Below are 16,220 nucleotides of genomic sequence, written 5' to 3' on the forward strand. Positions count from 1 at the left end.
AAGAAAGATAATAGTCTGTAATATTCTTAAATTCTTTTTTTACTTCTTCATTTGGGATTCTAATTCGATAATAGCTATCCATTAAATCAATCACTTGATCTATTGTCAAATACCCAGCATTAACAAATAATCCCCATAATGTTAGTGTACTTTCTACTTCATAAAAACTTGTTTGTAAATTCACTTCTGTATCTAAATATCCATCTTCAATTAATTCCTTATATTGTTCTTTGAAATCATGATTTGATTTCTTGATACCATCTTTGATCATTGTATTGGCACTAGTATTGACCCAATAAGATATCAATTCTCTTGTATCAACATAATTTAATAATGACCATGGATTATAGATATCTCGATTACCTATATGATAACCATCATACATTTCTTTGACTTTATCATTTAATTCTAATCCATAGTATTCTAGTAATTCTTTTGTTTCATCACTGTCAAAGCCAAAATAAGTTGAATAACGTTTATCTGTTATATCACAAACAACAAGATTATTTAAATCACTGAAGATATTTTCTTTAGCTACTCTTTGTATTCCTGTAATAAAGGCATATTTTAAATCTTCTGAATTTTTAAGCGAACTTCTAAGTAAAGTTGCTAGACTTCCCTTGACTTCTTGATAACAGTTACCTGTCTTTGCTTCTATAAAAGGCGTATCATATTCATCAATAAACAACATAACTTGTTTGTTGTAATATTTTTTTAAACGTCTCATCAAAAAAATAAAAGCTTTTTCAATATCTTGTAATGTACCATTTTGATTATCTTTAATACCTTTATTAATTATTCTATAATCATTTTCTTCATATTCATCCATATCTTTAAAAATAAAATGATATTTAGAATATTCTAATTGAAATTGATCTTTAATAAAACTAACAATTGTTTCTTTATTTTCTTTTGCGTCTGCAAAAGAAATAAAGACCGTTGGGTATTGGTTTATTTCACTTGCATAAGGTGTTTCCATGATTTTCGTACCTTTAAAGATTTCTTTAGAATCTTTGGTAATATCAAAGAATTCTGACATCATTGACATATTAATTGTTTTACCAAATCTTCTAGGTCTTGTAACAAGCGTTACTTCAGAACCTCTTTCTAGAAAATCTTTAATCATTAAAGTTTTATCTACAAAATAATAATTTTCTTCTCTAAGCTTTCTAAAACTTTTAATTCCTGTTGGTATCTTTTTCATGTTCATCACCCTTTCGTTACTATTATAGCTTATTTCATATCCATTTACTAATTAAAAAGTGGGGATAAATCCCCACAAATTATTAAAAAACAAAATTACCATTTTCAAAGATTTTTACATGACTGCCATCTTCTAAAATACCATCAATCATTAGATCTTCTGTTCCCATCATAAAATCAACATGCACTAAAGAATCATTGACACCTTTTTCAAATAATTCTTTTTTATCCATATCAATACCACCTTTAATACATTCAGAAAAACCAATTCCTAAGGCCATATGGCATGAAGCATTTTCATCATATAAAGTATTATAAAATAATGTTTTTAATTCATTAATTGGTGAATGATAAGGAATTAAAGCAATTTCACCTAAACGTTTACTTCCTTCATCACTATCTATAATTCCTTTTAAAACTTCATATCCTTCTTTAGCACCAAAATCAATCACTTGCCCATCTTTAAAACGCAAATAAAACTCATCAACAATATTTCCACCATAACTTAAAGGTAAAGAACTAAAAACAATTCCTTCTACATCATCTTTATTAGGTGAAGTAAAGATTTCTTCTGTTGGTATATTAGGAAAATTATATACACCATTTTTTAAATAACTTCCCCCACCAGCAAATAAATAATCTTCATTTAAACCAATTGTAATTTCAGTTCCTTTACTATTTTTATAATAAAGTTTCTTTAAATTTAAACTATTTAAATAATTAACTCTCTTTTCAAAAGAACGACGATGTTGATTCCATAGTTCTACTGGATCATGTTCATCATCAATTTTAGCTGCTTTAAAAATAGCATTCCATAAACTATCTAATGCTTCTTGATTTGACATATCAGGATAAACCTTATTAGCCCATTTTTGAGTAGCTCCACCTACAATACACCAAGCATTTGTCATATTATCTGATAAATCAAAATATGTCTTACATGCCTTTTTAACTGCTCTTTGCCAATTAGAAATCTTTTTAGGTTCAATCCCTGCAAGCATTTCAGGATCTTCATCATCAATATAAAGAAAACAAGCATTCATTAAAGCATAATCATTTCTAAATGATGAAAACCATGCAGGTACTTGATTAAAATCTTCTGCTTCCATATTTTCATATTTCATACGTGTCACTTCTTCATCACTATAATGAACAACAACTTCTTTAGCACCTACAAGATATGCTTGTTTACTGACAGCTCTTACAAGTTGATAGCTTTCAATAGATGCACTAATGACAACTGTTTGTTTTTCTTGAACATTCAAACCTGATTGAACAATTAACTTAGCATATTTTTCTAATTTTGTTTCAAAACTCATTTTTCCACCTCTAATTTATCTAATTCCTTTTGCGCATCAAGATATCCCTCTTGAAGCGCTAATTGATAGTATTTTTTTGCTTTTTCTAAATCTTTAGAAATACCATCACCATAATGATACATATAACCTAACATAAAGCTTGCTTTTGAATAATGATAATTACTCGCTTGTTGATAATATTGCATAGCTTTATGTTTATCTTCTTTTTGCCCAATACCATAGAAAAACCATCTACCTAAATGATAAAAACCTTCTCTATTTTGTTTTTGACAAGCTAATAAATAATATTCATAGGCCATTTGATAATCTTTTTCCACATAAATACCATTTTCTAAATAATAAGCATATTTTACAAGTGCTGGTGAATACCCTTTTTGAGCACTTCTTAAAAGATAATCAAGCATTTCTTCTTTACTGATTTCTATTCCTTGTTCACCATAAAGAGCTAATTGATATAATGATTGTTCCTCATCATCTTTTAAAATAGCTAATTTAAAATGTTGTATTGCTTGTTTATCATCATGTTTTTCTTTAAAATACTGCCCAATCAAATAAGCTGCTAAAGCATACTGATCCTCTACTTTAGTTAACCAAGCAATCCCTTTTTCTTTATCTTGTAAAACACCTTTACCTTCTAAATAACAAACGCCTAAATAATAAAATGCTTCTCTTTCTCCAAGATTAGCTGCTTTTTGATATGCTTCAAAAGATTTCTTTTCATCTTTATCTGTTCCTATTCCTTGACCATAATAATAAGCAATAGCAAGCGTTGATTGCCCATCACCTTGTTTACTTGCTTTTAAATACCAATAAAAACTATTCTTTTCACTATCAGGATACTCACTATGCATTTCATAAAAATACCCTAAACAAAACTGTGCATTCATATAACCCATATTCGCTGCTTTTAAATAACACTCTAAAGCCTGATGGCTATCTTTTTCTACTCCTCGACCAAATTCATAACATGTAGCCATTGCTGTAATAGCCACATCCAAACCATCTTTAGCCGCTTCTTGATACCAATGAAACGCTTTAGGATAATTTTCATCACAGCCATAACCTAAATCATAAAAACGTCCTAATTTATATTTAGCAAGACTACTTCCTTCATAAGCTGCTTTTTCATAATAATATAATGCTCTTTGATAATCCTGTCTGGTTCCTTGACCATATTCATAACACTCTCCAAGGGCACAAATTGCATCGTTATGTCCTAAAGCAGCTGCTTCTTCATAACGTAAAAATGCTTCTTCTAAATCTTGATCAACACCATAGCCATTTTGTAAGAAAAAAGCTGTTGAAAATAAAGAACGTGGAAAACCTTCTTCAACACCTAAAGAATAAAGTTCAAAAGCTTTTTCATAATCTTGTTCAACATCTATTCCATATTCATAAAAATAAGCAAGATTACAAGCTGCAACAACATTTCCTAAATCACTTGCTAAACGATAATACGTCATGGCAACTTGATTGCTTTGATTGACTCCTTGGCCTTTTTCATACATATATCCTAAAACGCATAAACAATCAGAATCTTCACATTCTTCTCCTAAATGAAAACATTCTAATGCTTGATCATATTTTTTTTGATCATAATAATAAAGACCTACTTGATAATACTGATCTGGTGTTAATTCTTCTAAATCTAATTCTTCATAATGTTGATTATAAGTAAGGGCACATAAATCTATACCAATCACTTGATGATCTTCATTTTCTATTAAATATTGTTCAAATTCTTGATAATCTTCATATGTTTCCATCATTATTTGAATTGAATCTACTTGTTGTTGTAATTCTTCAATACTTGCATGATGTGAATAAACAGAAATTAATTTAATATAAGCGACTGATTGTTGATAATCATCTTTCTTTACACGAATCAATGTTTCTAATTCATAATCATTTAGAATTTCATCTATATAATAATGATGAAAAAAAGGTTCATATAAATGAATTCTTTCTTTCATAATTTCACCCCCTATTGGAATGTTATTTCTTTGCATTGACTATTCTACTAATTTCCTCAGAGAATTTTCCTAAAATAACAGTTACTTTTCCAGTTGCCTGAATAACTCCACTCGCTCCTAATTCTTTTAAAACATTCACTTTTACTAAATCATCATTTTCTACAAAAAAACGTACTTTACTTCCTTGACTTTCACTATTTTTAATATTTTCAATGCCTCCTAAAGCATGAATTAAAGCTTCTATATCAATAGGAATATCCTTTACAGTCACTTCCTTTGGTTTTTTATTTTTTAAAACCTTAGCAAAAATAAACCATACTGCAACAATCACTATAAGTGCAATTAAAACATAAATAAAATAATCTGACATATCTATTTCCTTTCTTAATAAACATTTTCTTTTATGATATATTTATAGTATACTATAAATCACTAGGGGTGACAAAATGAAAAAATATTTAGATTCTACAATTTGTTGGCCACTTGCCATCATCTTATTTATTTTATGTCTTATAAGTTGTTATACAATTAAATGTGCAGCTGGTTATATTACCTACCCTAATCCTACAGGATATTGGAGTAAACAACTCCTCTATTATATGATAGGTGTAAGCTTGATCTTTTTGATCAATCGTTTTGGAAATGACCGTATTTATTCAGGAATGTGGATTTTTTATGGTATCTTAATTGTTTTTCTAGTAGGTCTTGTTGTTCAAAGATTTGCGATTTATAAATTAGGAATGAGAATCATTCCTTTTGCGAAAGACTTAAATGGTGCTACATCATGGTATAACTTTCCAGGTTTTTCATTTCAACCTTCTGAATTTATGAAAGTTGTCATGATTATTTGTATGTCTAAAACAGTTTCTTTACATAATGAAAAATATTTAATTCATACATTTGATACTGATTTACAATTAATTGGTCGTGTTATGGCTATTGCCTTACCACCTATGTTACTCACTTACTTACAAAACGATGCCGGTGTTACCTTAATTATGGCTTTTTCAGTCGTTGTTATTTTATTTGCATCTGGAATCAATAAAAAATGGTACATTGTAGGGTGTGCTTTTGCGGCTGTTATTATCGTTATTTTTACTTACTTATTTATTTATCGCCAAGATATTTTCTCATCTATTATTACTGGTCATAAACTTGATCGTTTTTATGGATGGGTCGATCCTGAAGGAACTTATCAAAATCAAGGCTATCAACTATATAATGCGATGATGGCTTATGGAACTGCAGGACTCTTTGGACATGGATTTGATACAGTCATTATCTCTTTACAAGAAGCACACACTGACTTTATCTTTTCCGTTATTACTTTAGGTTTTGGCTTTGTTGGTGCCATTATTACTCTCATTGCAATTTTAGCTTTAGATGTTTGTATTTTATATGTTGGTTTAAAAGCAACACATCAAAGTGATAAATATTTTATTGCTGGTATTTTTGGATGTATGATCTTCCAACAATTTTGGAATATCGCTATGATTCTAGGAATACTTCCAATTACCGGAATTACACTACCATTTTTATCTTATGGTGGATCTTCACTTTTATCTTATATGATTGCTATTGGTATGTGTTTTGATATTCATCGTCAAACAAGTATTGCTAAATACAATCAAATCAATTAAAAAACTACTTCAATATAGTATAAAAAAGGATTGTTTAAGATTATTAAATTCAATCCTTTTCTTTTTATCTGATTCTTTATCTACTAACACAATAAAAGTGAACTTTTTAAGTTGTTGATTCAACTTATGCAGTTCACTTTAAAATTCTATATTTTTACAATTAACAATATCCTATATACTCAACAACATAATAATGATTACCTATTTTCTTTATTTCAATCTTTCCACCCATCTGATCAGGAATAGACCACCAACCATTATACTTTATATTATAATAAAGACTACTGCTATCAGTTTTATCAATATCTTTACATTCTTCTACTTCTATAAAAAATGATTTCCAACTATGAGTTTCACCATATATAAATTCAACAACAGCTTCTCTAGGGGTCTCATTATTTAAATTTTCAAACAAAAAATTTGTATATAATTTAATACACGTAATTACCACAATAATTACCAACATCCATTTAATATATTTTTTCAAATATGCATACTTTTTCTTCATCTTCTTTTTCCTCATTATCTATACTTTAATAAATGCAATACATATATCATCTTTAAAAGCAAAATTATTGAAAACATAAAAACAATTAAATACTATTTTAAGAAAATAGTATATGCAGCTGATAAACAAGGTAATTCAAATGGAATAAGTTCTATACCTGCAAATACAAAGAATGAAGAAATAGAATCAAAATAATATTTACAAGACGATATCATTATTCCAAGAAAAATAACTTATCTTTACAAATTATATAAGTTAAATAGGACTTCTTAATACATTTCGAAACCGCTTTCTAACTATATTATATATATCAATTATGCCTACGTCAATTAATACATAGATTATATAAGTATAGAATGGAAATTATTATGTCAAAAGCAAAAAAATAGGATGTTTGTCTGTATTTGACATAAACATCCTATTTTTTATAATGTATTTCTTGATTTGTAAAAGGATGAATAAAGCTTATTTCTACACTTTCTAAATAAAATAATTGTTTTTCTTTAGAACCATAGAGTTCATCACCTACTAATGGATGACCAATAGAAGCCATATGTACTCTTATTTGATGTGTTCTTCCTGTTACAAGTTTACATTCTACAAGTGTTTGTTGATTATGATGGGCTAATACTTTATAAAAAGTTTTTGCACTTTTCCCTTTATCACTCACTATTCTTTTAATTGAGTCTTCACTTTTTAAAATAGGTTGATCAATAACCCCTTCACCTTCTAAAATACCCTCTACTAAACAATGATAGACTCTTTTTACTTGTTTAATATCTTTTGATAACATTGCATGTGCTTGTCCACTTTTAGCAACCAACATATATCCTGAAGTTTCTTTATCTAAACGGTTGACTAAATGAATTGTACTGTTTAGACCAATTTGTTGGTAATAATACATTAAAGCATGACATAATGTATGACTTTGATATCTTTTTGTAGGTATGCAAGGCATTTGACTTTCTTTATCGATAATTAAATAATAGTCATCTTCATAAACAATTTTTAAAGGTATATTTTCTGGTTGTATCAGGGATGTTTCTTGAGGAAATATGATTTCTAAACAATCTCCTTTTTGCAATAAATATCTGACTGTTTGACTATTTCCATTTACCAGAAAATCACCATTTCTTTTTATCTTTTTAATCATTGCCTGACTAATTGGCAATTCTTTCAAGTAATCTCTTAATAATATATTTTCTTCTATCCAATATTTCATGAATTAATAAAAGCCCTTCTTACTCTTTTAATAAAAGACATTTCTTTATATTCAATAAAACGTACATACTTACGTCCAATCGTAATTTCAATACTTTCAACATCTTCTAATTGTAAATGAATGTGATCAATTCCAATTAAAGAATGATTAAAATGATTTCCCACTAATTTAATAGTTTGACTTTCATCTAAAATCAAACTAGAGCCTAAAGAACGATACGCATTATGATGAATACCTGCAACTTCTGTAAGTTGCATTAAAGGAATTCCTGGATAAATAATAGATCCTCCTAAAGATTTATTATAAGCTGTTGACCCCGATGGTGTTGAAACACATAAACCATTTCCTCTAAAGACTTCTAATAAAACATTACCAATATACACATGAATAACTTGTGCCTGTAATCCTTGATCCAATCTTAATTCATTTAAAGCATAATAAGTTTGAGATGAATCTTTTTTATTTATTTTGATTTCTAACATATATCTTTTCATAGTTTTAAATTGTCTAGAAGTTACATCTTTTATAAATTGATCTAATTCATCCACTTGGTAATCTGTATAAAAACCTAATGTTCCTGTATGTATTCCTACAAAACAACAATCAACATCTAAATATTGATGTACAGCTTCTAGAATTGTTCCATCTCCACCTATTGAAATAACTAAATCAGGATCTTTTTCATCATAAATAAAAAAGTTTTGTAAACTTTCTTTAATTTTTAAAGCTGTTTTTTTAGAAAGATCATCATTTCTTACCATTAATGCATATTTCATCTTTCTTCCCTCCATATACATGTATTATAATATATCTAAATCATTTAGGCAAAGAGGTATCCTATGGAACATTTAGAAATTGAATTTAAAATGTTATTAGAAGAAAAAATATTTAAAAAAATACTATTAGATTATCAAAATCAAATAAAAGATTCTTATGAACAAACAAACTATTATCTTTTTCATCCTTTACTTGCGAAAAATAGATATACATTAAGAATCAGAGAAAAAAAAGGAAGATTTGAATTAACTTTAAAAAGACCAGCAGAAATTGGTACTAATGAGTTAAATATTGATATTGATAAAGATATTAAAGAAGCTATTTTTAATCATCAAGAAGTTGAAAATGAAATATTTGATATTTTAAAAGAAAAAGGCATCTATATAAAGGATTTGGTATGTGGTTATTATTTAAAGACTATTCGTCATGATATTATATTGCCTGAAGGTGTTTTATCTTTAGATGAAAATGACTATAATCAACATCATGACTATGAAATAGAATTTGAAGTCAATGATTATCATCAAGGAATTCTTGCTTTTCAAACACTTCTTCAACCTTATCATTTAAAATATGAAAGAAATTGTGCAAGTAAAACTAGAAGAATGTTATCAACATTATAAAAAAACGAATAGGCAAAGCCTATTCATTTTTTTATTCATAATAATAATGATAACGTTTTTTCTTCTTTAAAAAAGCATTGATAATCAATAAAACAATTCCTACAAAGAAATAAACAGCACCACAAACATACATATATCTAATAGATGTTAATTGGATATTCATCGTAGAAGAAACCATCGCTGTTAAACCTAAAATAATAGCAAAAGCAATTAAGAAAGTCATAATTCCACAAACAAGATAACTTACAGATAAACATTTTGTAATCAAGCGATCTTGATAAGAAATTAAAATTAAATAAATTGTAGACACAGCTAATAAAACAGCACTGATAATAATATGTGTTGTATTTTTAAAGCTATATACTTTTTTAACCATTTTATAAGTTTCACCTGATTGTTCCATCGTATTTTCAACTTTATTAACAACCTTTTGATTAACTGCTTGTAAATCTACTTGATTAATAGCTTCATTATATAATGTTGAAAATGTTTCTTCACTAATTGAAGGTTTTAATAATGAATAAACTTCATCTTTTCTATCTTCTAATGTTTGTTTTAAAAGTGTTTCATCAATATCACTTGCTGAACCATTACTTAAAACTGTATCAATATATTCATTGACAAGTTCTTGTGTTTTTTCATCTTGTTGTAAAGAAGTCACAAGTTCTTGACTTTTGTTTTCATCCATATTCATTGTACTTAAAACATTTTGACAAGCATCTTCTAAAGCTGTTGTCACAGCTGTTGATTGAGTTACTGTTGGTACCATATCATTAATAATTAAATGATTCATAAATAATGAAATTGCTAGATAAAAACTTGAACAAATTAAAATCAATGTCATTACTATTTTTAAAAACTTTTTCATAAATTCCTCCTAAAAAAGAATCAATCTAATGATTTGATTCTTTTTCTCTATCTCTTTCATATTCTTTTTTAAAATTCAAACAATCTTTATTTGTAAATTGTGGACAATGATCCATATCATGACATTCAGCAAGTTTTCTAAGTTCTTTAGGAATAAAAACTCTTATTTCTTCAGCATTATATCCTACTTGAAATCTTCTTTCATCAATCATAATTGGTCTTTTTAAAACCGAAGGATTAGCTTGTATAAATTTAATAAGATCATTTATTTTCATTGAATCAATATCTATGTCGTTTTCCTTTATGATTTTGCTTCTTTTAGAAATAATATCGTCTGTACCATTTTCACTACGTTCAAGTAATTCACGAAGTTCTGATTCTTTTAATAAAGTAGAAAAAATATTCTTTTCTACATAAGGTATTTGATTTTCATTTAACCAAGATTTTACTTTTCTACAAGAAGCACAACTTGGGGCGGTATATATACGTATCATACAATCACTCCTTTGTATGTAATTATACAACAATTTTAAACTTTGTATATTCTTTTTTTAAATATCTTGATTTTTATAAATGAGCTTATTATAATATTTCTAAAGACTTTGAAGGAACATAAGTAAATTATATTAAATGTTATAGAAAGCTTATGGGTGATGGAAATAAGCCATTGATATAGTTGAAATTGGGGTTCTGGAGTTACAAAAGGCATGAGTCTTTTGTCGCTAATTGCGTTAAAATTAAGAGCGTATATATTTATACGAATTAAGGTGGTACCGCGTTATTAACGTCCTTTTTGAAGGACGTTTTTTATTTTAAGGAGGAAATGTATGAAAAGAATGTTGAGTGGCATCAAGCCAACAGGAAGAGTAACTTTAGGAAATTATATAGGAGCTATTAAACCTTTTGTTTCATATCAAGATGAATATGAAATGATTGTCTTTGTCGCAAACTTACACAGTATGACAATTTATCAAGAACCAAAAGATTTAAGAAAAAACACAAAAGATTTAATCTCTTTATATTTAGCTGCTGGATTAGATCCTAAAAAAGTAACTTTATTTTTACAATCTGATGTTTTAGAACATGCTCAACTTGGTTGGTATTTAGGATGTATGGTGTCAATGGGTGAACTATCACGTATGACTCAATATAAAGATAAAGCAAGTAAACTTAAAAAAGATGAATCTATTGGAGCTGGTATTTTTAACTATCCTTCATTAATGAATGCTGATATTTTACTTTATGATCCTGATTATGTACCTGTAGGAGAAGATCAAAAACAACATTGTGAATTAGCTAGAGATATTGCTGAAAGATTTAATAATCGTTATAGTGAAACATTTAAATTACCTGAACCACTTGTTCCAAAAGTAGGTGGACGTATTATGGATTTACAAAATCCAACAAAGAAAATGTCTAAATCTGATGAAACAGGAAAAGGATGTATTTATATTTTAGATGATATCAATGTTTCTAAAAAGAAAATTATGTCTGCTGTCACTGATAGTGATAACGCTATTTATTATGATGTTAAAAATAAACCTGGTATTTCAAATTTACTTACAATTTATTCTATTTTAAGTGGTGAATCAATTGATGCACTTGTAGAACGTTATCAAGGTGTTGGTTATGGTCAATTTAAAAAAGATTTAGCTGAAGTTGTAGGTAATGAATTACAAAAAATCCATGATAAATATCATGAAATCAATCAAGGTGATTATATTGATACTATTTTAAACGAAGGTGCTGATAAAGCACGTTATATGGCTAGAAAGAAACTTGCAAAAGTAGAAAGAAAAATTGGTATTACAATCAAGAAATAAGCATATGCTTATTTCTTTTTTGTAAGTTCATAAAATAAGATTTCATGAATAAATGAATAGCCTTTGGCTATTTTATTTTTTAAATGATTATATTTTTGGATACTTTGTTGATCTTCAATATTTAGTTGTCTACATAACATTAAAAAATCATCATAACCCTCTATATATAATTCATCTATTTTTTGTTCAATAAATTGCTTTTTTAATCTTTCTTCTCTTGTTAATCCATATTCTTTCATTTCTCCTTCATCATACATTTGATAATGTATAGTAGATAATTCTAAAGCAGCAATTTTTTTATTCATCTTATCACGATCACAAAAATCAAAAACACTACGATAACATAATTTACCTTGATCATCTGTTTCAATCGCTAAAGCATAATGACCATCCCCTATCGCGAATACTTTTTGACACATCTTTTGATCAAATATTTGTAAACATCCATAGATAAAATCATGTAATGTCTTTTGATCAACTTTAAAACATGAAAGTGTTGAAATGATTTCAATATCATCACCATTTGACCATTCATATGGTTCTAATAGTTCTTCATCTTCTTTAACCCAATTAACAATCATTTTTTTCCTCCTTTTTTTTAGTATATGTTTATTTTGTCTAAAAAATGTTTTTGTATATTTTTATAATATTTTCATATATAATGGGTGACGAGGTGAAATTATGAATTTAATTAAAGATATTATTGTCTATGCAATTTTAGGTGCTATTCAAGGCTTTAGTGAACCTATTCCTATTTCAAGTAGTGGACATTTAGTTTTATTCCAAAGTATTTTTGAAAAACTTGGTTTAATGGTTCCACAAATGAATGATGTTACTTTTGAAGTTATCGTTAATACTGGTTCATTAATTGCAATTATGTTTTATTATCGCCAAGATATTATTCGTTTAATCAAATCTTTTTTTGGATATATTGCTAAGCCACAAAAAAGAGACGAACTATTACCTGATTTTAGATTTTGTATGTTATTAATTGTAGCAACAATTCCTGCTGCTCTTGGAGGATTCTTTTTAAATGATTATATTGAACATGCATTCTCTAATCCTAAATTAGTAGGATGTTGTTTACTTGTTACAGCTTGCTTTTTAATGCTTATTCACAAATTTGGATATAAAGGTAAAAGAACAGCAAAGAAGATGAATTTATGGGATGCTTTAAGAATGGGATTTTTCCAATTATTAGCTTTACTTCCTGGTATTTCCCGTAGTGGTTCTACTTTAACAGGAGGAATGCTTGGTGGTCTTGATCAAAAAGCAGCAAGAGATTTTTCTTTCTTTATGTTTATGCCAGTAAGTTTTGGAGCAATTATTTTAAAACTTAAACATTTTTTAACAAGTTCAACTGTAGCTGCATTATGGCTTCCATATTTAATTAGTTTTATTGTCAGTGGAATTGTTACTTATTTAGCACTTAATTTATTGTTTAGTATTTTAAATAAAAGAAAATTGAATTATTTTTCTTACTATTGTTTTATAGTAGGAGTTATTGCTATTCTATTTTTATAATAATTAAAAAAGATTTCGCATTTGCTAATCTTATAGGTTGTAGTAAAGATGAAATCGAGGCTTTGATTGTAAAAGATCAGAGCCTTTTTCTATTTTTAGGAAATTCATATCTTCGTAATTTTCTCAAAATCACGAAATACTCTATGATTATCTTGCAAATATTGAGTATCAAGCAAAGAATTTAATTGAACAGCCAGTAAGAAAAAAAGTAAACTCAAAGTAGAAAATATGATAGTGTAGATACTAATTAATCACTCCATGACATAAATTAAAACAAGTGAAAATATAAATCCTTTCACTCGCTTTTTTCATAATCATTATTTCAATTTTCTTCATACCTATGCTGAGAAATTCACAAATTACTGACTAATAAGCAAAGATATTTATGTGCCTGTTCCTTCGTGCAGTCAGATTTTTTTATTGTTGCCCACTGCCATACAAGAAATAATGTATTGCTGTAATGGTCTGCAAGCAATTCACTAGGAATGTCTTTTTGCATTGCTTCTGGACAGCTTTTAAATATAAAACGCATTTTATTATTCAAAAAATTTCTAAAACTTGAAAACATATATCCTACCTCGCTGTTATTCAAAAGAACCTTGTGTATAACAACTTCATTTTGCTTTGTAAAATCATAAATTCGATCAAAATAAAGGTACAACATTTCATTTTCTTCAGCATGATGATAATCACTAAATCCTATTTGCTCAGCAAGTGTCTGCCAACAGTAACCAAGCAAATCATATTTATCATCAAAGTAATTATAAAATGTCGCACGAGGATATTGTGCCGCTTCACATAACTGACCGACAGTGATTTCCTCAAAGGATTTCTCAGACAAAAGCATAAACATTTCCTTACTGAATGCCCTAAGTGTTCGTTTTGCTCCTTTTGTTAATGGCTTTGTAATATCGTATTTCATATCTGTCCCCTTTTGCAAAATTCAATATTTGTCTAACTTTAAACAAGTAAGTCCATTTGTCACTTGTCTTGTTGCCAGTTACAATATAGTATGAAATCAAGAATTTTACAAGTGTCTAAATTTATTCACTTGTGTAAAGGAGAGTGTTTTTATGAGTATTGCAGTTATAACCGGAGCATCTTCCGGACTTGGTGTCTGCTATGTTGACGCCGTCACAAAATTATTTCCTGAAATAGATGAACTATGGCTGATTGCCCGTCGTGAGGAACGATTAAAAGAAGTTTCTATGAAATATCCCGATAAACATTGTACAATTATTCCTATGGATATGACTGATATGAGCAGTTTCAAACTATTGGAAGAAAAATTAAAAACCAATAATCCTCAAATTGAAGTTTTAATAAATGATGCAGGTATGTCAATCGGTTCTCCTTTTGAGGATATGGAGCTTGAAAGTATGCTAAAAATCATTGACTTGAACTGTAAAGGAGCAACCGCAATAACAAAGATATGTCTGCCATATATTATAGACGGAGGTACAATTTTGGAAGTATCCTCAACCTCTGCATTTGTTCCAAACACAAACTTAATCGTTTATTGTGCATCAAAATCCTATGTATCCGCATTTTCTCTTGGATTACGTGAGGAACTTAAAGACAGACACATAAATGTATGCGCGATGTGTCCAGGTTTTATGCTTACAGAAATGACAAAACCTGAACTTACAAAAGGTCAAAGACGCTTGCCTGTAATCGATCCAAAGACTGCTGCTTTGAAATCATTAAAAGCTGCAAAAAAAGGCAGAGCCGTTTATACTACCGGTGCATTTTATAAATGCTACAGATTGCTTGCAAAGCTTATTCCACATACACTTCTTGTTAAATTTGCAGGTCTTGGATAAGGAGATAGATTATGATTTTATATTTTTCAGCAACTGGAAACAGCGAATATGTTGCCAAAAGGATTGCAACTAAAACAGGTGACATTGCCGTTTCTATTACAGATTGCTATCAAAAACAAATTTTCTCATTTGATGAGAAATACAAAACACTTGGTATAGTAAGCCCTACATACTCTTGGGGATTACCAGCTATTATAATCGAGTTTTTACAAAGATTAGATTTACGCTATAAACCGGACTACATATATTTCATTGCAACTTACGGAACAACTCCGGGACAAACTGGAAGATTTGCAGATAATATTCTTGCTCCTAAAGGCTTGCCATTGTCCACAAAATTCAGTGTGAAAATGCCAGATACTTGGACTCCAATTTTTGATTTGAGCAATAAAGAAAAAATTCAGCGTATAAATAATAATGCAGAGCATGAAATTGATTATATTATCAAGCAAATAAAAAATTTTACTATAGGGGATTTTATGAAAAATAAACTTCCTTATCCCCTTGCAAAGATAGGTTATAATATCGAATATGATTTAATGCGAAAAACAAAGCATTTTTCAGTTGAAGATACCTGCGTTGAATGTGGATTATGTGTCAAAAACTGTCCTGTTTCCGCCATTTTAATCAAAGACCATAAACCCGAATGGGTTAAGGAGCAATGCGTTATGTGCCTTTCTTGCTTACATCACTGCCCTAAATTTGCAATCCAATATGGTAAAAAAACTAAAAAGCATGGGCAATATACACATCCGTAAAATCATTTGTATAAATACTAAGATAGGAATGTATAAAAATGATCATTTAAAAACAAGCACAGCTAATGAAGATAAAAGCCGTCAGCTGTGCCTGTTTTTTTCCCTATAAACCTAACCCAAGATAAATGTTGGTAAGTATTTCTTGGAAAACTAATCAAAT

The 16,220-nt window shown here is 28.4% G+C and carries 17 protein-coding genes and 1 other annotated feature; of the genes, 6 read left to right on the forward strand and 11 right to left on the reverse strand.

All coding sequences use genetic code 11. The features are described 5' to 3' along the window. The 4 genes from ACLVEP_RS11640 to ACLVEP_RS11655 form a co-directional block, all read right to left on the reverse strand. Positions 1 to 1,204 (reverse strand): AAA family ATPase (locus ACLVEP_RS11640; RefSeq protein WP_412585018.1); only part of this gene is annotated, 1,204 nt, incomplete at its 3' end. An 82-nt stretch (positions 1,205 to 1,286) separates the two neighbouring features. Next, complete coding sequence (locus ACLVEP_RS11645) at positions 1,287 to 2,522, reverse strand: aminopeptidase (protein ID WP_412585020.1); 1,236 nt, start codon at positions 2,520 to 2,522, stop codon at positions 1,287 to 1,289. Continuing rightward, the gene (locus ACLVEP_RS11650; RefSeq protein WP_412585022.1) at positions 2,519 to 4,495 is read right to left on the reverse strand and encodes a tetratricopeptide repeat protein; all 1,977 of its coding nucleotides are present in this window, start codon (positions 4,493 to 4,495) and stop codon (positions 2,519 to 2,521) included. The genes ACLVEP_RS11645 and ACLVEP_RS11650 overlap by 4 nt, the downstream gene beginning before the upstream one ends. Positions 4,496 to 4,517: 22 nt before the next feature. Then, positions 4,518 to 4,865, reverse strand: a complete 348-nt coding sequence (locus ACLVEP_RS11655; RefSeq protein ID WP_318000730.1) for a hypothetical protein — start codon at positions 4,863 to 4,865, stop codon at positions 4,518 to 4,520. Between the two features lie 76 nt (positions 4,866 to 4,941). Between ACLVEP_RS11655 and ACLVEP_RS11660 the strand changes: the two genes are divergently transcribed. After that, positions 4,942 to 6,135, forward strand: coding sequence for an FtsW/RodA/SpoVE family cell cycle protein (locus ACLVEP_RS11660; protein WP_412585024.1), 1,194 nt, complete (start codon positions 4,942 to 4,944; stop codon positions 6,133 to 6,135). Between the two features lie 160 nt (positions 6,136 to 6,295). On the opposite strand, the gene ACLVEP_RS11665 is transcribed toward ACLVEP_RS11660, so the two are convergent. The 3 genes from ACLVEP_RS11665 to ACLVEP_RS11675 form a co-directional block, all read right to left on the reverse strand. After that, positions 6,296 to 6,643 (reverse strand): hypothetical protein, encoded by a 348-nt coding sequence (locus ACLVEP_RS11665; protein WP_412585026.1) that lies wholly within the window; start codon positions 6,641 to 6,643, stop codon positions 6,296 to 6,298. 418 nt (positions 6,644 to 7,061) lie between these two features. Continuing rightward, positions 7,062 to 7,865: an RluA family pseudouridine synthase gene (locus tag ACLVEP_RS11670; protein WP_412585028.1), complete on the reverse strand. Its 804-nt coding sequence runs from the start codon at positions 7,863 to 7,865 to the stop codon at positions 7,062 to 7,064. Then, complete coding sequence (locus ACLVEP_RS11675) at positions 7,862 to 8,641, reverse strand: NAD kinase (RefSeq protein WP_318000723.1); 780 nt, start codon at positions 8,639 to 8,641, stop codon at positions 7,862 to 7,864. The genes ACLVEP_RS11670 and ACLVEP_RS11675 overlap by 4 nt, the downstream gene beginning before the upstream one ends. A 63-nt stretch (positions 8,642 to 8,704) precedes the next feature. Here ACLVEP_RS11675 and ACLVEP_RS11680 point away from each other — a divergent pair, with 63 nt between their 5' ends. Further along, positions 8,705 to 9,265, forward strand: coding sequence for a CYTH domain-containing protein (locus ACLVEP_RS11680; protein WP_412585031.1), 561 nt, complete (start codon positions 8,705 to 8,707; stop codon positions 9,263 to 9,265). 31 nt (positions 9,266 to 9,296) lie between these two features. Here ACLVEP_RS11680 and ACLVEP_RS11685 read toward each other — a convergent pair whose 3' ends face one another. Then, positions 9,297 to 10,133, reverse strand: a complete 837-nt coding sequence (locus ACLVEP_RS11685) for a hypothetical protein (RefSeq protein WP_412585033.1) — start codon at positions 10,131 to 10,133, stop codon at positions 9,297 to 9,299. A 25-nt stretch (positions 10,134 to 10,158) separates the two neighbouring features. Continuing rightward, on the reverse strand, positions 10,159 to 10,626 hold the full coding sequence (gene spx, locus ACLVEP_RS11690; RefSeq protein WP_412585035.1) for a transcriptional regulator Spx: 468 nt from the start codon (positions 10,624 to 10,626) through the stop codon (positions 10,159 to 10,161). A 99-nt stretch (positions 10,627 to 10,725) separates the two neighbouring features. Then, positions 10,726 to 10,927 (forward strand) — a binding site (T-box leader). A gap of 32 nt (positions 10,928 to 10,959) precedes the next feature. Between spx and trpS the strand changes: the two genes are divergently transcribed. After that, positions 10,960 to 11,955 carry a tryptophan--tRNA ligase gene (gene trpS, locus ACLVEP_RS11695; RefSeq protein ID WP_318000974.1) on the forward strand — a complete coding sequence of 332 codons (996 nt, stop codon included), beginning with the start codon at positions 10,960 to 10,962 and terminating at the stop codon, positions 11,953 to 11,955. Between the two features lie 8 nt (positions 11,956 to 11,963). Here the strand turns inward: trpS and ACLVEP_RS11700 are convergent, their stop codons facing one another. Continuing rightward, positions 11,964 to 12,536 (reverse strand): hypothetical protein, encoded by a 573-nt coding sequence (locus ACLVEP_RS11700; protein WP_318000973.1) that lies wholly within the window; start codon positions 12,534 to 12,536, stop codon positions 11,964 to 11,966. A gap of 100 nt (positions 12,537 to 12,636) precedes the next feature. Here ACLVEP_RS11700 and ACLVEP_RS11705 point away from each other — a divergent pair, with 100 nt between their 5' ends. Further along, on the forward strand, positions 12,637 to 13,479 hold the full coding sequence (locus tag ACLVEP_RS11705) for an undecaprenyl-diphosphate phosphatase (RefSeq protein WP_412585037.1): 843 nt from the start codon (positions 12,637 to 12,639) through the stop codon (positions 13,477 to 13,479). 352 nt (positions 13,480 to 13,831) lie between these two features. Here the strand turns inward: ACLVEP_RS11705 and ACLVEP_RS11710 are convergent, their stop codons facing one another. Continuing rightward, a complete protein-coding gene (locus ACLVEP_RS11710; protein WP_412585039.1) occupies positions 13,832 to 14,401 on the reverse strand; it encodes a TetR/AcrR family transcriptional regulator in 570 nt (189 codons plus the stop codon). A 151-nt stretch (positions 14,402 to 14,552) separates the two neighbouring features. On the opposite strand from ACLVEP_RS11710, the gene ACLVEP_RS11715 reads away from it, so the two are divergent. Then, complete coding sequence (locus tag ACLVEP_RS11715; RefSeq protein WP_412585041.1) at positions 14,553 to 15,302, forward strand: SDR family NAD(P)-dependent oxidoreductase; 750 nt, start codon at positions 14,553 to 14,555, stop codon at positions 15,300 to 15,302. Between the two features lie 11 nt (positions 15,303 to 15,313). Continuing rightward, positions 15,314 to 16,060, forward strand: a complete 747-nt coding sequence (locus tag ACLVEP_RS11720; protein WP_412585043.1) for an EFR1 family ferrodoxin — start codon at positions 15,314 to 15,316, stop codon at positions 16,058 to 16,060. The last annotated feature ends 160 nt before the right edge of the window (positions 16,061 to 16,220 follow it).

It is taken from the genome of Faecalibacillus sp. (assembly GCF_047023275.1).
Taxonomy (GTDB): domain Bacteria; phylum Bacillota_I; class Bacilli_A; order Erysipelotrichales; family Coprobacillaceae; genus Faecalibacillus.